20 protein-coding genes are annotated in these 16755 nt (G+C 34.1%); 18 read left to right on the top strand and 2 right to left on the bottom strand.

Annotation, left to right across the window (positions count from 1 at the left end; all coding sequences use genetic code 11):
• Window positions 1-2 precede the first annotated feature (2 nt).
• Window positions 3-797, top strand: a complete 795-nt coding sequence (gene nikE / locus ACZLO7_RS15165) for a nickel import ATP-binding protein NikE (RefSeq protein ID WP_464941097.1) — start codon at window positions 3-5, stop codon at window positions 795-797.
• Window positions 798-1065: 268 nt separating this feature from the next.
• On the opposite strand, the gene ACZLO7_RS15160 is transcribed toward nikE, so the two are convergent.
• Window positions 1066-1383, bottom strand: coding sequence for a hypothetical protein (locus ACZLO7_RS15160; protein WP_464941096.1), 318 nt, complete (start codon window positions 1381-1383; stop codon window positions 1066-1068).
• A gap of 78 nt (window positions 1384-1461) precedes the next feature.
• Between ACZLO7_RS15160 and ACZLO7_RS15155 the strand changes: the two genes are divergently transcribed.
• The 6 genes from ACZLO7_RS15155 to ACZLO7_RS15130 all read left to right on the top strand — a co-directional run bounded on the left by ACZLO7_RS15155 (window position 1462) and on the right by ACZLO7_RS15130 (window position 4843).
• Window positions 1462-1986, top strand: a complete 525-nt coding sequence (locus tag ACZLO7_RS15155; protein ID WP_464941095.1) for a DUF6886 family protein — start codon at window positions 1462-1464, stop codon at window positions 1984-1986.
• A 25-nt stretch (window positions 1987-2011) separates the two neighbouring features.
• Window positions 2012-2704 (top strand): Type 1 glutamine amidotransferase-like domain-containing protein, encoded by a 693-nt coding sequence (locus tag ACZLO7_RS15150; RefSeq protein WP_464941094.1) that lies wholly within the window; start codon window positions 2012-2014, stop codon window positions 2702-2704.
• A gap of 45 nt (window positions 2705-2749) precedes the next feature.
• Window positions 2750-3247, top strand: a complete 498-nt coding sequence (locus ACZLO7_RS15145) for an NUDIX domain-containing protein (protein WP_464941093.1) — start codon at window positions 2750-2752, stop codon at window positions 3245-3247.
• Window positions 3248-3299: 52 nt separating this feature from the next.
• Complete coding sequence (locus ACZLO7_RS15140) at window positions 3300-3608, top strand: hypothetical protein (RefSeq protein ID WP_464941092.1); 309 nt, start codon at window positions 3300-3302, stop codon at window positions 3606-3608.
• A 192-nt stretch (window positions 3609-3800) separates the two neighbouring features.
• Complete coding sequence (locus ACZLO7_RS15135) at window positions 3801-4220, top strand: GNAT family N-acetyltransferase (RefSeq protein WP_464941091.1); 420 nt, start codon at window positions 3801-3803, stop codon at window positions 4218-4220.
• A gap of 50 nt (window positions 4221-4270) precedes the next feature.
• Window positions 4271-4843 (top strand): DUF1697 domain-containing protein, encoded by a 573-nt coding sequence (locus ACZLO7_RS15130; protein ID WP_464941090.1) that lies wholly within the window; start codon window positions 4271-4273, stop codon window positions 4841-4843.
• Between the two features lie 355 nt (window positions 4844-5198).
• Here the strand turns inward: ACZLO7_RS15130 and ACZLO7_RS15125 are convergent, their stop codons facing one another.
• Window positions 5199-6398: an MFS transporter gene (locus ACZLO7_RS15125; RefSeq protein WP_464941089.1), complete on the bottom strand. Its 1200-nt coding sequence runs from the start codon at window positions 6396-6398 to the stop codon at window positions 5199-5201.
• A 113-nt stretch (window positions 6399-6511) separates the two neighbouring features.
• Between ACZLO7_RS15125 and ACZLO7_RS15120 the strand changes: the two genes are divergently transcribed.
• The 11 genes from ACZLO7_RS15120 (at window position 6512) to ACZLO7_RS15070 (ending at window position 16571) form a co-directional block, all read left to right on the top strand.
• Window positions 6512-7189: an SgrR family transcriptional regulator gene (locus ACZLO7_RS15120; protein WP_464941103.1), complete on the top strand. Its 678-nt coding sequence runs from the start codon at window positions 6512-6514 to the stop codon at window positions 7187-7189.
• Window positions 7190-7233: 44 nt separating this feature from the next.
• A complete protein-coding gene (locus tag ACZLO7_RS15115; protein ID WP_464941088.1) occupies window positions 7234-8208 on the top strand; it encodes a periplasmic substrate-binding domain-containing protein in 975 nt (324 codons plus the stop codon).
• Window positions 8209-8220: 12 nt separating this feature from the next.
• Entirely contained in the window at window positions 8221-8628 is a 408-nt protein-coding gene (locus ACZLO7_RS15110; RefSeq protein ID WP_464941087.1) for an NUDIX hydrolase, read from the top strand.
• 106 nt (window positions 8629-8734) lie between these two features.
• Complete coding sequence (locus tag ACZLO7_RS15105) at window positions 8735-9187, top strand: GNAT family N-acetyltransferase (RefSeq protein ID WP_464941086.1); 453 nt, start codon at window positions 8735-8737, stop codon at window positions 9185-9187.
• A gap of 395 nt (window positions 9188-9582) precedes the next feature.
• Window positions 9583-11121, top strand: coding sequence for a thiol-activated cytolysin family protein (locus ACZLO7_RS15100; protein WP_464941085.1), 1539 nt, complete (start codon window positions 9583-9585; stop codon window positions 11119-11121).
• 143 nt (window positions 11122-11264) lie between these two features.
• The gene (locus ACZLO7_RS15095) at window positions 11265-12152 is read left to right on the top strand and encodes a hypothetical protein (RefSeq protein WP_464941084.1); all 888 of its coding nucleotides are present in this window, start codon (window positions 11265-11267) and stop codon (window positions 12150-12152) included.
• Window positions 12153-12229: 77 nt separating this feature from the next.
• Window positions 12230-12919 carry an aspartate/glutamate racemase family protein gene (locus tag ACZLO7_RS15090; protein WP_464941083.1) on the top strand — a complete coding sequence of 230 codons (690 nt, stop codon included), beginning with the start codon at window positions 12230-12232 and terminating at the stop codon, window positions 12917-12919.
• A 375-nt stretch (window positions 12920-13294) separates the two neighbouring features.
• Window positions 13295-14446 (top strand): MFS transporter, encoded by a 1152-nt coding sequence (locus ACZLO7_RS15085; RefSeq protein WP_464941082.1) that lies wholly within the window; start codon window positions 13295-13297, stop codon window positions 14444-14446.
• Between the two features lie 246 nt (window positions 14447-14692).
• Window positions 14693-14911 (top strand): hypothetical protein, encoded by a 219-nt coding sequence (locus ACZLO7_RS15080; RefSeq protein ID WP_464941081.1) that lies wholly within the window; start codon window positions 14693-14695, stop codon window positions 14909-14911.
• Between the two features lie 376 nt (window positions 14912-15287).
• Window positions 15288-16097 carry a DUF3100 domain-containing protein gene (locus tag ACZLO7_RS15075; RefSeq protein ID WP_464941080.1) on the top strand — a complete coding sequence of 270 codons (810 nt, stop codon included), beginning with the start codon at window positions 15288-15290 and terminating at the stop codon, window positions 16095-16097.
• 30 nt (window positions 16098-16127) lie between these two features.
• A complete protein-coding gene (locus tag ACZLO7_RS15070) occupies window positions 16128-16571 on the top strand; it encodes a hypothetical protein (RefSeq protein WP_464941079.1) in 444 nt (147 codons plus the stop codon).
• The last annotated feature ends 184 nt before the right edge of the window (window positions 16572-16755 follow it).

The raw sequence follows: 16755 nt of genomic DNA, 5'->3' as shown, positions 1-16755 counted from the left end.
AAGTGAGCTTACTTGAATTGAAAGATATAAAGAAGACATATTCGTTTGGGAACTCTGTTTTTGGGAAGCGTAAATCAGTTGAAGCCATTAAGGGTATCTCACTAACTTTAGAACAAGGAGTATGCTTGGGTATTGTCGGAGAAAGTGGATCAGGTAAAAGTACCCTTGGTAAAATTATTCTGGGCCTGGAAAAACCAAATCAAGGTGAGGTTTTATTTCAGGGAAAGCATCTTCATAGTTTAAAAGCAAAAGAATTAAGAGAGTTAAGGCGTAATCTCCAAGTTGTTTTTCAAGATTGTTATAGCTCGGTTAATCCAAGGCTTACAATTGGTGAAATTATAGCGGAGCCTTTAAGAAATTATGAAAGACTCACATCCTCAGAAGAGAAAAAGCAAGTAAAGGAGCTTTTGGAGAGAGTAGGGTTAAACCCGGAAGATATGTATAGATACCCTTCTCAATTCAGTGGAGGACAGCTACAAAGGATTAATATTGCAAGAGCGATTGCTTTAAAACCAAAACTGATAATTCTTGATGAGGCTGTAAGTGCTTTAGATGCTCTTGTCCAAGTACAAATTTTAAATCTGTTGGCACAATTAAAAGAGGATTTTCAACTTTCATATCTCTTTATTTCTCATGATATACAGGCAGTTAATTACATAGCAGATCGAATAGCTGTAATGTATCAAGGTGAGATTGTAGAATGGCTAGATGATATGGAAAAGCTTGAACAATTAGAACATCCTGTTTCTAAAAAGTTGATATCTTCTGTACTACCTCCTTATCCTGTGTATTTTTGATATGGGAAAAAATAATCTTTAATTATTAAAAAGTTAATCTACGAAATAAAAGAAGATGATAATTAAAACCAAGACTAAGCCAATTTGGTTTAGTCTGTAATATTTGTTTTAAAGTATGGAAGTTACTAAAACATCAAATAAAACGTAGTTAGATAGGACTGAATCATGCCTTTCTAACTACGTTTTTTGTTGTAATAAACTACTAAAATGAACAGCACTCAAAGTAATGTTTGTTACTCTGTATTAAACAAGACTACGGCATTATAGTTTACTCTTGTTTTTTTAGGTCGGGTTTTACATTCATAAATAGAGTGAAACCGTCATTTACTTGTACTTGCTTTCGTAACTCGTTGAACTTATCCTTTAACTCTTGCCCTGTATAGCCTGCTTTGGTCAGTTGCTCCATAATTAATGTTTTATACTTTTCAAAAGCTGGATCAATTATGGGTGTAATAATCAGTGCACCATTCACTTTTGAAATTTGAACTTCATCGATTAATGAAAAATCTTCATAAAACTCTTCCGGAATTTTAATCTCACGCTCTGTAGAAATTTTTACTTTTTTTGACTGGGCTTCATATCCCAACTCATTCACCCCCGTATTATGATATTCTAAGAATAGGGTGAAATAGAATATTCTTGATAAATTTAATGGGAGGTTAATATGAGACTTTTTCATGTAAGTGAAGAACGAAATATTGGTTTTTTTGAGCCTAGATTACCTTCCCGTCAAGATTTAGATCAGACAAAAGGAATTGTTTGGGCAATCAATGAAAAATGCTTACCGAATTTCTTGACGCCAAGAAATTGTCCTCGCGTTTGTTTTTATATAAGTGCAGAGACAACAAAAGAAGATAAAACTCGATATTTTTCATCTAGCACAGGTCATCATGTGGTAGTAGTTGAAAACAAATGGCTACAAAGGATGCAAGATACAAAGCTATATTTATATGAATTTGATTCAAAGGAATTTAACTTACTTGATGAAAATGCAGGATATTATGTTAGCGATAAGAAACAAGTTCCTATTGACTGTGTTGAAATAACCGATTTGTTTGAAGCACTTTCCAATCGAAATGTAGAACTAAAAACGGTAGATAGTCTGTGGCGAATTCATGATGAGATACAACATTCGACGTTAAGTTTCTCAATGTGTCGGATGAAATTTGCGACCCCTAGAAGTTACTAAAATATCTGGATGGAGGATGAAAACAATGAAACAAATTATTGCACTTGGTGGCGGTGGATTTTCAATGGAGCCCGAAAATCCATTGTTAGATTCATATATTCTTAGTCAATCGAAAGAGAATAACCCTAAAATCTGCTTTATACCTACAGCGAGTGGTGATGCAGAGTCTTACATTACAAGATTTTATGATTTCTTTAAGTCTCAAAATTGCAGGCCAAGTCATTTATCTTTGTTTAATCCTCCAACTAGAGATTTAGAAAGCTATATATTAGAAAAAGACATTATTTATGTAGGTGGAGGTAATACAAAAAATTTATTGGTTTTATGGAAAGAATGGGGTTTAGATGAAATTTTAAGAAGAGCATGGGAAAAAGGAGTTATTCTTGCTGGGATTAGTGCAGGTGCTCTTTGTTGGTTTGAAGAAGGCGTAACAGATTCATATGGAGACATCCTCGAACCAATTCAATGTTTAGGCTTTTTAAAAGGAAGTCATTGCCCACATTATGATGGAGAAAAAGATAGAAGACCATCTTATCATCAGTTGATTGAATCACATCACATCAAAGCAGGTATAGCAGCTGATGACGGTGTGGCGATACATTACATTGATGACGAAATTGCTAAGATTGTTAGCTCAAGACCGAAAGCGAAGGCGTTTCAAGTGTTTCTTGAAAATAAAGTTGTAGAGAAACAATTACCAACTGAATTTCTAGGCTAACATAATGAGTTATTTAATTAAATTTCACTAACTTAGGAGGCAATTATGAAGACTATTATAGTTAATTGGAATGGTCATAGAGTAAAACTTACATGGATACCAAATTTTCAATTCGATGAATTGGGTGTTGTAACAAGTGTTCATGCAATTTGTATTCAAGATGATAAAGTGCTTCTTTCTAAGATTAAAGATAGAGGATTTAACTATCCAGGCGGTCATGTTGAAAGTGGTGAATCTGCTGAAGAAGCGATGCATCGTGAAGTGTATGAAGAAGCTTATGTTAAAGGTGAAATTACGTATTTAGGTGCAATTAAAGTCGATCATGAAGAGAACACATCATTTATACCAGGGGGTAAATATCCCATGATAGGATATCAATCTTTTTACAGAATGGATGTGAAGGCATGTTATCCATTTTTACGTGAAAACGAAGGAACTGCACGTATTTGGGTAGAACCAACTGAAGTTCCATTTATCATAGAAGATCATGAATTAGCAACGATTATTTTGGATGATGCGTTGCAGCTTGAGCGTTCTTTATAGCGGATTTAAGAAATTACTTAGAGATAAATAATTTTCTCTGGAGATGAGTGTAATGCAATCAAAAACATCGATTTTGAAACACTATGAAGAATCTATCCAGTATATAGAAAGATTAAATGGAATATCTGATGAGTCTTGGATTACACCTATTGCAGAGAGAAAATGGTCTATCTGTGAAATTGTAGGGCATTTAGTGCCATTGGACAATTTTGTATTGGAAAAAAGATTACCTTACTTGAAAAGTCAATTTAAAGAATTAGAAAAACCGAATGTTCGAGAAATGAATCGTAATGCAGCGTTAGAGAGTCGAAATATGTCTAAAGAGTTAGGCATTCAAAAATTTACAGAGACAAGAAAATGAAATATCAAAGATGCCAGTTAGTGAATTTAGCAAAGTATTAAATATAGGTGCAAGCATGTTGACTGTTACTGAATATTTTAAAGGACTTATAGAACATGATTTACATCACTTTCAACAAATTGATGATTTATTGAAAAAATTAAATAAGAAGCAAAATTGAAGTCATGTATCTTTTCATTAAGGAGTGATTATTTGAACTCTGTTGTAACTGCAAATTTAGAAAATGTAGAGGAAATAATAAAACTTGACTGCGAAATTATAGGAGATACGAGTAGAAGAAAGTATATCGAAAAGGCGGTAGCAGAAGAATGTTGCTTAATACTGAAAGAGGAAGAGATCGTTCAGGGCTTCCTACTATTTGATACCAACTTTTTTGAATGTAGTTTTATATCGTTAATCATTGTTTCAAAGGCAGCAAGAAGAAAGGGTTATGCAACAGCTTTAATTACCTATTTTGAAAGCATTTCACCAACAAAAAAAATATTTTCCTCCACAAACCAATCGAATACCAATATGCAGAAGGTATTTACATCTATGGGATATGTACAAAGTGGCTTTGTTGAAAATTTAGATGATGGGGATCCTGAGATTATATATTTCAAGGCAACTTAGCGACTATATAGAATAGCAAAGAATGGTTTAAAGTAAGGTGGGGGGATAAGATGGCAATTTATATCGCATTTTTACGAGGTATTAACGTAGGTGGTCATAATAAGATTAAAATGGCGGAACTGAAGCAGATGTTTGAGGCAATGGGATTCACACGTGTGCAAACGTATATACAAAGTGGAAATGTCCTATTCGAGTCAGGTGAGAAAGAACAATTTATACGAAAGCATATTGAGCATAAGATTGAGGCGGTTTTTGGGTATGCAATCAATGTTGTTTTAAGAACGTCCACAGAGTTAGAACAGATTACTAAAAAGAGTCGTTTTTCGAAAGAAGCAATTTCAAATGCAGAAGCATCTTCAAAGGGAGAAAGCCAATACGTTGCTTTATTGCTAGAAAATCCTTCAACAGAAGGGATAGAACGGCTGAGTTCTTTTAGAACTGAAGAAGAAGACTTTCTAATTGAAGGTCGTGAAATTTATTTTTTATTCAGTAATAGCATTCGGAATTCCAAGCTGGCGAACAATCTGCAAAAACTGAATGTTCCAGCAACAGTCCGAAACTGGAAAACAATGAACAAGCTCATTACAATGTCCCAAAAAATGGAGCATGATTTATTGGAATAATTAATAAATAAGAGCACCACCCAAAAATATGGGTGGTGTTAAATAAATTCATTTACTTTTACAAAAAATAGCACTTTAAGAAAGAAATCTTTAACAATTACATTCTTCAATAGGAGAATTTGAAGGCCTTATAGGATATATAGGGGAATTCATGGTTTTCTAAGCTGCAATCCACCACTTAATTCTTTCATTTAAAAGCCGTTCTTTAAAAGGATAATTGCCGCTTTTGCAGCTGTATTACACCGTTCATCCTTGCAGTATACATAAGCATCATAAATCCATTGATTGGGCTAAATGTAGATTTGACTCGATTTTGAAAAAATTATTTGGCTCATTCATTATTCCTCCTGATTTATCACTTAGTATTTTTAAAATCCCCACGTAACAATGTAATTACAAGTATACATATGATAATGCTAGATAAAATAAATAAGTAGGGAATGGGAAGCCATTCAGCCCACAGTCCAGCTATAAACAAGCCTAAAGGTAGTACAAGTTTCATAAACATTGAAGATGTACCAGCGACCCGCCCCAATAAATGATTTGGTGTTGATTCTTGTCTGATTGCTAGGTAAATAATGTTTATGATAACGGAAGTAAACGTTCGGAAAGCTAATAATATTCCTAATTGCCACCAAGAATTTGCGAAGAAAAATAATAATAGCGCAACCGCATCAACAGCTAACATGGTAACGAAGATTTGACCTCGTCGCCACTTGTTCCGTAAAGTCTGTATCGCTTTAGCCCCAATAATTCCTCCTATTGCAGAAATAGAATACATCCAGCCAACTTCACTTGTAGTAGCACCAAGCTCATCAACTACATAAAACACAAGAACACCAATGACTAAACTTGTCGCAAAGTTGATAAATAAAATAGTCAGTGTAGGTGACAATAATTGTTTATTACCGAATAATTCCACTACACCTTCTTTCATATCCTCAATTAGTGACTGTGACTTATTGCGCTTTGGGGTTGAAACGGAATCAATAAAGAAATATGAAATCCAAATAATGACTAAGCAAATTGTATAAATTGAAAATAGCCATTCATAAGCAAACCAAACAAGTAAAAAGCCTGCAATAGAGGGACCAATAATGGAGACTATTGTACCGATTAAAGAAAAGTTGGCTTCGATTTCAGTCATCCATTTTTTATCGAATAGCTGAGGGATTATAGAATGTTTAGCATTACCAAATGTATAACCTACAGTTGACAATAAAAACCCTAATAAATATAAATGCCATAATTGCACTATATCTAAAATAATTATGATCACTAGAATAGAAGACAAAATCGCTTGTAATAAACTGGCGTATTGTAACATCCATCTTCGATTAACCCTATCAACTAAAGCCCCTGCAAGCATACCCAGAAGAACGTTCGGTAAGAAATCGACCATTCGCATTGTACTCATTGCAAGAGCCGATTTTGACAAATCATAAATGAATAATGGCAGTATAAAGGTATAGATTTGACCTCCTAGTGTAGAAATGATTGTACTAAAATACAATAATGAAAAATTCTTATTCTTCAATAAATGTAGTTGGTTCATATTATCATCACCCTTACTTATTATGTAAAATAAGTATAAAATGTAAAAAGGGGAACAAAAAGTGTTTAATTTCTGTAGATTTGTTCCTCTTTTAAGAGGTGAATTGATGATTGATGATTGATTATATGTTGAAATTAGCAGAGTATTACCCTACGAATGAATGGCAGAAAACAAGCGTAGCAGAGATTGCTGAACTGTTTAATTGTTCACCCCGCTATGTGAAAACTGTAATAAAAAACCTAGTACAAGCAGATTTGATTGAATGGCAATCCTTTAAAGGAAGAGGGAAATTACCTCTGGTTTTTGTGAAGTTAGATAGTAAGCAAGTGATAAAAAGGAAGTTTGATGACTATTGGGAAATGGGGAATTATTCGAAAGCGTATGCATTATTAAAGGAGTATAAACTTCTAGGTGATGAAGAAGTCATGATATGGATTCAGAAACATTTCGGCATGGTTCATGTTGAAAATAAAGAAAAAAGCTTAGATGTATTTAGATACCCTTACCCTGATACTCAACTCATTTTGGATCCACTTCACACATTATCCCGGCATGATGTTCACTTTTGCGAGCAATTATTTGAACCTTTGTTCATCTTTAATCCAGACACTCAAAAAGTGGTACCTAATATTGCAATTGGGTATGAAACAAATGATGGACAAAATTGGCACATTTTTTTGCGTAAAGGAATTCATTTTCACGATGATTCAATTCTTACAAGTAAGGATATTATCACTACATTTAACCGTGCTGCTAAGCAATTATCCGAACGAGTTAAACTGTATATGTAAAACTAGAAGAAAGTAATTACTTATTTCCACGATATTTATGTAGTATGAAGTTGGCGATAGTATCACATAAGTGGATAGAAGAAGGAGAAAGTGGAACACCGGTTGGATGTGGTCCTTTCCAATTGCTTGCTCATACCGAAGACTATATGAAGCTTTCAGTTTTCCAGAAATATTTTGGACTTAGACCTTGGCTAGATCAAGTAGAAATTATTCATACACCAAATGAAGTGTCATTTGGCATATCTAGAGAACCATCTGATTCTTTGAAAAGTAGCTATAAAATTGAACAGTCTGAGCTTGGGGCAGATTTTATTTTACTAAATGCTACAAAAAATAGCGTTTTGTCAAATAGTGAGTTAAGAGAATGGCTCTATGAACAAATTCAGCCAGAATCGTTTTGCCTTTATGAAATAGGAGAAACCGTTGCTTATAGCTTCTTACAAGAGAACAAGATCAATGAAATAACGAATAGACGAGTTAATAAATTAGAAATAGATTGGCCAGTAATTAGAATTGGAGTGCAACAAATTCGCTCTAATGCAAATCATTTACGTGAAGCTAAGATTTTGGAGCAGCAATTAAATATGCTTGGTATTCCATGTTCACTTGAATTGGCCGATATATTTATAAAAGCTGAAGAGGTAGCAGAGAAGTATGATTGTTTCGTTGGCGGTGTTGCCTTAAATAAGGATAAGTTAATCTCTCTTATGACTTTAATGCAATCAAGCCAGTTTTGCTTTTTGGCGTTTTTAAATGTAAAAGCACAGATACAAGTTCAAAAAATAATGAAAGACATTAAGGCTCAATCAAATGAAGCATCTCAACTAGATTTATATTCACAAATAGAAGCGATACTAAAAAGGGAAAATGTGCTGAAGTTTTTGACTCATCGTAAGCATTGGCTATACGTCTCTGACGATAGTCCGTTTACAAATATCCATATGGATGCTCAAGGCAAACTAGATTATCGACGTATTTATAAGAAAACGAAATTGAGTAGTGTAATAGAAGGTGACTAGGAGGAATCTTAAATGAAAAGAGTAGACGTTGTATATGCAGCAATTTGTAAAGACGGTGCGAATGAAATATTAATGGTACAAAATGAAAATATGAAGTGGACTCTCCCAGGTGGTGCAGTGGAACAGAACGAAACACTTGAACAGGCACTTATACGTGAAGTAAATGAAGAAACGAATTTAAAGGTTGAAATGGGCGCACTCATCGATGTACGAGAAAAGTTTTTCAAAGACCGAAATCATCATGCACTATTATTTACTTTTAAAGTTAAATCATATAGTGGAAAGGTAGCGATTAATATTCCAGATGAGATTCAGCAGATTAAATGGATGTCATTTGAAGAAGCAGACCAACATATGACTTATTATCTAAACGGCATAGCATCCACATTGGATTTTGATGGGCTAACTATTTCTCAATGAGAATAGTATGTCGTTTTTATTAAAGTACTCATAAATGGTATTGTATGTAATGTTTTTATGGTTTTTTAAAGGTAGGAAATATAAAACGAGGAAACGAGGTAATGTAATGATAAAAAAGATTGATATTACTAATCTGAAAATTGCGTTTGAAGTTTTGAACATTCAAATCCCTTCGTACAAGGTAGAGGCAGATATTATTGACTACTATGATATACCACCATTAAAAGATACTGTTGAAAAGTTACAGCAATGTGGAGAAGCTTTCTTCGGTTATTACATCAGTGGAGAGCTATGTGGTGCTATATCTATTAAAATAGATAATGATGTAATGGATATTCATCGATTAATAGTACACCCAAAATATTTTAGAAAAGGCATTGCCAAGATGTTATTGGATTTCATCGAAAGCAATATAGAAGGTATCAAAACAATAATCGTGTCAACGGGTTCTAAAAATTTCCCAGCTGTAAATTTCTATGAAAAAAACGGATTTTCCAAAATTGGAGAAATAAAGGTAAATGAACATTTATCACTAACTAACTTTAATAAGCAACTTTGAAGAATAGATACTTGGAAATATATTTAATTGCATAATAATCTTGCTAATAGATGAAGTTAAAGTTTTATTAGTATCGCGGTAAATCGTAAAGACAGAGGGTAAACAATGTATGTGGTGTAGGGTACCGCCCCATCGCTATCAACCTAAGAAATCAAGTCACCAACTATAAAAAATACTTCTTTGTTCCAAAAGGCCTAAAAATTTCGTTCTGGGTATGCAACAAAATCTTAACTTGATGGGCGTGGGATGAAGCCCCAAAAATGATGGTATAGGCATTAAAAATGTTTAGAAGAAAAAAGGACCCGGTGTATGAAAGTGGCTTCATTTGAGTACGCAAAAAAATATATCAATATACAAAAATCGAAATATTATGATATAATTTTTAAAGGAAGGAGTTGGTTTTTTTGGGAATTATAAAAAATGCTAAAGGAATAAAATTACTAGCATGTTTAGTAGTTAGTTTATGCACTATTAATTATTCATTTATTACCTCCGCGGAAACACAAACAGGTAATTCAGTTGATGCAACAAAAAATCCTAGTGGCATTGATACTGGCATAGCAAATCTAAAGTATGATAATCAAGAGGTTTTAGCAGTAAATGGTGATAAAGTAGAAAGTTTTGTTCCGAAAGAAAGTTTAAATTCAAATGGTAAATTTGTAGTGGTTGAACGTGAGAAAAAATCACTTACAACTTCACCAATCGATATTTCGATTATTGATTCTGTCGCTAATCGTACTTATCCAGGAGCAGTACAACTTGCAAATAAAGCTTTTGCAGATAATCAACCTAGTTTATTAGTGGCTAAGAGAAAACCTTTGAATATTAGTATAGACTTACCTGGGATGAGAAAAGAAAATACAATAACTGTCCAAAATCCGATATATGGTAATGTTTCCGGGGCAGTAGATGATTTAGTATCTACTTGGAATGAAAAGTATTCAACAACACATACGTTACCTGCAAGAATGCAGTATACAGAATCTATGGTTTATAGTAAATCTCAAATAGCAAGTGTTCTTAATGTTAACGCTAAAGTTCTTGACAATTCCCTGGGCATTGACTTTAATGCTGTTGCAAGTGGAGAGAAAAAAGTGATGGTTGCAGCATATAAGCAAATATTTTATACCGTAAGTGCAGAATTACCTAACAATCCATCAGATCTTTTTGATAATAGTGTTACTTTTGATGAGTTAACTCGTAAAGGGGTAAGTAATACGGCTCCGCCTGTTATGGTGTCAAATGTAGCTTATGGTAGAACAATTTATGTGAAATTAGAAACAACATCTAAGAGCAAAGATGTACAAGCTGCCTTTAAAGCCTTAATTAAGAATAACAGCGTCGAAACGAGTGGACAGTACAAAGATATTTTTGAAGACAGTACTTTTACTGCTGTAGTATTGGGCGGAGATTCAAAAGAGCATAACAAGGTTGTTACAAAAGATTTTGATGAAATACGAAATATCATTAAAGATAATGCAGAATTAAGTCTTAAAAATCCAGCATACCCAATTTCATATACAAGCACATTCTTAAAAGATAACTCAACTGCAGCTGTTCATAACAATACAGATTATATTGAGACTAAAACTACAGAATATTCCAGTGCAAAAATGACTCTTGATCATTCTGGTGCATATGTTGCTCAATTTGATGTATCTTGGGATGAATTCTCATATGATCAAAATGGAAAAGAAGTGCTAACCCATAAAACTTGGGAAGGAAGCGGCAGAAACAAAACTGCTCATTTCTCTACAGTTATACCACTTCCACCGAATTCAAAAAATGTAAAAGTCGTAGCGAGAGAATGTACAGGTCTTGCATGGGAATGGTGGAGAACAATTATCGATGAACAAAATGTCCCATTAACAAAAGAAATAAAAGTTTCAATTGGGGGAACAACATTATACCCAACTGCTAATATTAGTCATTAAGAAAAAGTGAAGCGCCCTGTTTACAGGGCGCTTTTCAAATATATCATACTCCTCTAGTTGGAGCGGCAACTTTGAAGAACAGGTAATTGGAAATATATTGAATTGCAACACTTGATTAAACGGTTAAAAAAGGAGAGGGGAAATTGATTATTGTACCTTCAAATGAAATTTTACGGCAGTGGGTTGAAGATTATGTACCTAGAAAAGACTTGTTCTTTTTAGCAGAAGGTAATATTGAGAAACTCCAAGGACATTTGCGAAATGTACTTATAATGCCATCAACAGAATTTTTCAATCATACGTCATATACACAAATTGAATTAATGAATAGTTATGAATATTGGAATATAAAAAATGCATCTCACGTAATTGTGGCACAGCCAGACTGGATTGTTGGGGTGGCTGAAGAAATTAGGACGTTCTTGTTACAGTGTCAAGTTAAAATAGAACGAGGTTTGGTGCTGCCAAAAACCTTTATTGCAGATTTAACGGAAGTGCCTGAGGATTACATAATAGATGACTTAGTTGTTTTACAACGTAGTATGTGGGAAGGCATGTCTCAAAGCAATAAGAAAATGATCATTAAAAAAATGGTTGCTGAGTGGTGGGAGGATGGCGCATGCGAAGAAGTGCCAGAAGAACTACCGCCGCATTTAATGCCGCATGCTAATACATATGTTACAACTGCAGGTGCCAATTGTTTAGCGGCTGCATTATATGCAGTAAGTGATAAAGAAAGTGAATGGTTATTGCAAGAATGGGTCCACCAGCAAGCCTTTTTAAATGGATTGCAGCAGCTCGGCTATGCGGTGTATGAGCAGGATGAAACGCTGATTGCAGGTGATGTAGTCGCATGGGTCGATAACGATGAAGTAATCCAACATGCATCGTACTATGTTGGCAATAGCCTATTTTTCAATAAACAAGGACAAACCATATTCAATGCTTGGAAAGTCATGAAGGAAGCAGATTTGATGAAAGACTGGTCAAGTATGCAGATGAAGATCTATCGTAATCTTAATAAAAATTAAAGTAGATGCTTAGCAGAGCAATCTACTTCATATTTTTTTTCTTGATTAATTATAACTTGAAGAAGGAGCGGTAATATATGAAAACAATTGGATTAATAGGTGGAATGAGCTGGGAATCGTCAGCAGAATATTATAAGTTCATCAATGAGGAAGTAAAGCATCAATTAGGTGGTTTGCATTCAGCTAAATGTATTTTATTTAGTGTGGATTTTGAGGAGATAGAGAAGTATCAGGTAATAGGAGATTGGGAAAGTGCAGGGCATGTTCTAGCAAATGCTGCAATTTCTTTAGAGAAAGCAGGAGCTGACTTTATTGTCATCTGTACGAATACAATGCATAAAGTCGTTGATTTAATAGAAGAAAATATTCAAATACCAATTTTACATATTGCAGATACAACGGCAAATCAAATAAAAGCTCACGGTATTCAGAAAATTGGTTTACTTGGTACCAATTTTACGATGGAACAAGATTTTTATAAATCCCGTGTCGAGAAATGCAATATTCAGGTCATTGTGCCAGAAGAGGCAGAACGGGCTATGGTCCATCAAATTATTTATGATGAGTTGTGCTTAGGCATTTTGAAAGAATCATCAAAGGAGAAGTATTTAGATATCATCAATAGACTTGTAGCAGAAGGAGCTGAAGGAATTATTCTTGGTTGTACAGAAATTGGTCTACTCATAAAACAACAGGATACTGAAATTCCTTTGTTTGATACTACTAAAATCCATGCTATTGAATCGGTCAAACAGGCATTGCAATAAGCTCAATTTCAATTATTAAATTGAATGAGTCAATAGAAGTAGAAGATAGCACTTTATTGGTTTGGAGAAGCGTCCGCTCGACTCCTGCGGGAAAAGCGAGACAGACGAGACCCTGCAGAAGCGTAGCGACGAAGCGGCTCGACGCTCGCCCGCGGAAAGCGAGCGGTAAGCTTCGGAAAACCTGATCTATCCTGTATACAGTCTTAACTCCTAATTTGTTTATTAGGGTTTTTCTATTTTTGTATAAAAATGTTTAAATAGGTATCACTTAGTCCTGATAAATATGATATGATTGCATTTCTCGGTAAAAGGGTCCTATCTTTAATCCTCATATACCTAGAAAAACAAGGATTTAGATTTGAAAGGATGTTAAATATGCAATTACATCATAGACTAAAAGTGTTTAATTTTTTGTTTTTTGGAATGCTTGCGCTATTTGTTCCATTTTTACCAGTTTATCTAGGTGAGAGGGGTTTATCCCCAAGTGAGATAGGGCTTGTCATAGGTACTGGTGGATTTGTAACGATTTTTACGCAACCATTATGGGGTTTCATTAGTGATAAGACAAAGACAATTCGAAAAATATTATTACTTCTATTATTTTTAGCTAGTTTATTTGGTTATTTTTTGTTTAGCGTTAATGGGTTCGTGTTGTTAGTTATTTTTGCGATGATTGTCTACTTCTTCTTAATGCCAATCGACCCGTTAATGGAAAGCTTGAATTTTACAGTAGCAGAAGCATCTAAAATAAGTTACGGTTCGATTCGTACATACGGAGCATTAGGTTATGCGGTATTAGCACTTGTTACCGGCTATATTATGTCATACTTTGGAAACAATAGTGTCGGTTTACTTTTTGTATTATTAGGAATCATTGGGTTCATTATAATATGGAAAATGCCCGATGCTCCAACATCTTCAAAACCAGTAACAATTGCAGGTTTGAAGAGTTTTTTAAGTAATAAACAAACATTATCGTTTTTATTATTAGTCTTTATCTGCTCAGTACCTGCACGTATGAATGAAACATTTTTGGGTGTTCATATTCTGTCATTAGGTGGAAGTACAAAACTTGTGGGGCAAGCATTTTTCATTTCTGCTGCAAGCGAAATTTTCATTTTTGCCCTTAGCTTTTGGTGGCTGCGAAGTGGAAAAGAAATGCTGATAATTACGATTGCAGCGTTTTTCTTCTTTGTACGATTTTTCGTATCAGCTTGGATTACAGATCCGCAAATACTAGCACTCGTTCAATTACTTCAAATGATTACTTTCCCAATCTTCTATACTGCTGCGATTCAATATTTATACCGCATAGTACCAGTAGAATGGAGAGCGACAGGGCAAACGGTGTTAGCATTATTATTCTTCGGTATATCAAGTATCGTCGCTTCATATGCAGGTGGTTTCCTTTATAACTCACTAACAGGGCAACATTACTATCTAGTGATCTCTGGTCTTTCTTTAATAGGAACAATTTATGGGCTAGTGTCCTTATTTATAAATCGTAATAAAACAACAGTTGAATAGTGAAATGCAGGCCTCCTTTTTTTTGATGAAGGGAGGCTTTTGTCTTTATCCCGAACCTACATAAGATTCCATATATTAAAATAATAAGTTCTATTTTTCCGAAACTTTAAAAAACATTGCCGAAATAGTGAATATTGTGGTATGTTCATTATCTACGACTGATATTGTACATCAATCATACATAGAGGAAGATGGTAATTATAAAATTTTATAAAGGTTCTATTATTATTGATATGAGTACAGCAGATGCAGAAACTCCAATCGATTTGGCAAAAATGGTTGATGAATTTGGTCTTTTTATGGTTCTTGATTATTGACGATTCTACTGATACTGATAACGGTATGCTCCCTATTATTGTAGGTAGTACTATTCAAAATAAGAGAAATACCGTTCGAGAAGTGCTAGACGAAGATATTTTTTACATAGGTGAAAATAGTGTCGGCAAATTGCAGAATTTGTCATAATGTGGAGAAAGATTGATTAGTAGAAGTTTGGATAGAGAATGAGTCGAATCTGGAAAATTCCCAGAAGTGTTTGTAATAGGTGCAGCTTACAGTGTATTGAAAATGTTCGAAAGAAATATTTTGAACGACCAACATGATAAAGTTTTAATTAGTTGAGATCATATACATAAAGAAATCTGGAATATACAAAACGGCTATATCTTGAGGAATACTATCGTTTATTTGGTCTACTGTCTATCAATTATATGAACCTGCTAAATAATAGGGAATAGAAATCTAGATGCAACAACCGTGTGCCAAATACTTGTAGCATTAGCATCGATATCTTCAGTAGTGGAGATTCATAGGTGATAATTGAGAAAAAGAGGTGGATAACTTGAAAAAATTATTAAGTTGGAAAATACAGTTAATCGTATTAGCACTTGTAGTTGTAGCCGAATTTATTGGGATAAAGAACTTTGACCTTGGTATTGGAGTAGTTGCACTTTTCCCTATGCTTTATGCATTAATAATTGGTGCGGTGATTAGTTTACCTAAATTAAAGTTGTTAAGTGAAAAAGATATGAATATAGCAGCAAACATTTTAGGTATTTCATTTATGTTATTTGTGGCTAAACTTGGAACTTTAATGGGCCCATCATTGCCTCAACTAATGGATGCGGGATTGTCATTAACACTACAAGAAGTGGGACATTTCTTTGGAACAATTGTTTTTGGTTTACCAATAGCATTATTGATCGGGATGAAACGTGAAGCAGTGGGGGCTACTTTCTCAATTGACCGTGAACCAAATCTTGCAATTATAGCTGAAAAATACGGTGCTGATTCTCCAGAAGGCCGTGGAGCATTAGGTGTTTATGTATGCGGAACATTATTTGGTGCAATTTATTTAACTATATTAGCTAGTGTTCTAGCTAATTCTGGATGGTTCCACCCGATTTCATTGGCAATGGGTGCAGGCGTAGGTTCAGGAAGTATGATGGCCGCAATGACTGGTGCGCTCGCTATTATATTCCCAGAATCAGCTAATGATATAGCATTATTTGCTGGTGCTGCGAACTTAATTACTACAATTGTCGGAACTTATGTATGTATCTTCTTTTCACTACCTGTTACAAATTATTTATATAGAAAATTGGAACCGATTTTGGATAGAAGCTCTAAAAATTCCGAAAACAAAGCTTAAGTTTTTTAGAAGTGGGGGAAATGAACGTTCATGTTAGATAAAATATATACATTTATACTTATCGGTGCTATTGCAATTATAGGAAACTGGGTTGGTTACGATGTATCACCTATAGATGCTTTACCGGGAATGCTTATTATTGTTGCAATTACAGTATGTGGTTTTGCAATTGAAAAATTATTACCAGTAAAATTACCAGTAGTTATTTGGGTTTCATTTATCGCATTATTAATTACTTCGCCAATTTTCCCTGGAAATGAACCAATTGTTAAAGCAACAAGTCAGATTAATTTCATGGCATTAGCAACACCAATTCTAGCTTATGCAGGTCTATCCTTCGGTAAGGATTTGAAAGAATTTAAAAAGCTTGGTTGGAGAATCGTTGTTATTTCTTTAGTTGTATATACAGGAACATTCCTTTTAGCTACTTTAGTTGCAGAAATTGGATTTAGAGTAACTGGAAAGTTTCATTAAATAGAAAGGGACCTTTCAAAAATCGATTATTCGATATTTTGAAGGGTCTTTTTTTATGCCCAAAAACTTCGAAAGGGAAGAAGTGAATTCTTGTGGCTGTGGATGGTAAAAAGGTTGCTTATTGTAAAAATAAAAGAATTATTAATGACTATTGTAAGGTCTAAATTCATATATTGAACTTGGT

The sequence above is a fragment of the Viridibacillus sp. d25.2 genome, from assembly GCF_055456015.2.
The sequence above is the reverse complement of the archived record's forward strand: the minus strand, read 5'-3'. Positions and strand labels throughout refer to the sequence as shown.

Excerpts from the sequence above, each read along its gene's own strand:
- ACZLO7_RS15070 (WP_464941079.1), top strand. The coding sequence starts at position 16,128 with ATGTTAGATAAAATATATACATTTATACTTATCGGTGCTATTGCAATT.
- ACZLO7_RS15090 (WP_464941083.1), top strand. The coding sequence starts at position 12,230 with ATGAAAACAATTGGATTAATAGGTGGAATGAGCTGGGAATCGTCAGCA.
- ACZLO7_RS15155 (WP_464941095.1), top strand. The coding sequence starts at position 1,462 with ATGAGACTTTTTCATGTAAGTGAAGAACGAAATATTGGTTTTTTTGAG.
- ACZLO7_RS15130 (WP_464941090.1), top strand. The coding sequence starts at position 4,271 with ATGGCAATTTATATCGCATTTTTACGAGGTATTAACGTAGGTGGTCAT.
- ACZLO7_RS15150 (WP_464941094.1), top strand. The coding sequence starts at position 2,012 with ATGAAACAAATTATTGCACTTGGTGGCGGTGGATTTTCAATGGAGCCC.
- ACZLO7_RS15140 (WP_464941092.1), top strand. The coding sequence starts at position 3,300 with ATGCAATCAAAAACATCGATTTTGAAACACTATGAAGAATCTATCCAG.
- ACZLO7_RS15125 (WP_464941089.1), bottom strand. The coding sequence starts at position 6,398 with ATGAACCAACTACATTTATTGAAGAATAAGAATTTTTCATTATTGTAT.
- ACZLO7_RS15105 (WP_464941086.1), top strand. The coding sequence starts at position 8,735 with ATGATAAAAAAGATTGATATTACTAATCTGAAAATTGCGTTTGAAGTT.
- ACZLO7_RS15120 (WP_464941103.1), top strand. The coding sequence starts at position 6,512 with ATGATTGATTATATGTTGAAATTAGCAGAGTATTACCCTACGAATGAA.
- ACZLO7_RS15080 (WP_464941081.1), top strand. The coding sequence starts at position 14,693 with ATGCAGAAACTCCAATCGATTTGGCAAAAATGGTTGATGAATTTGGTC.
- ACZLO7_RS15115 (WP_464941088.1), top strand. The coding sequence starts at position 7,234 with ATGAAGTTGGCGATAGTATCACATAAGTGGATAGAAGAAGGAGAAAGT.
- ACZLO7_RS15110 (WP_464941087.1), top strand. The coding sequence starts at position 8,221 with ATGAAAAGAGTAGACGTTGTATATGCAGCAATTTGTAAAGACGGTGCG.
- ACZLO7_RS15085 (WP_464941082.1), top strand. The coding sequence starts at position 13,295 with ATGCAATTACATCATAGACTAAAAGTGTTTAATTTTTTGTTTTTTGGA.
- ACZLO7_RS15145 (WP_464941093.1), top strand. The coding sequence starts at position 2,750 with ATGAAGACTATTATAGTTAATTGGAATGGTCATAGAGTAAAACTTACA.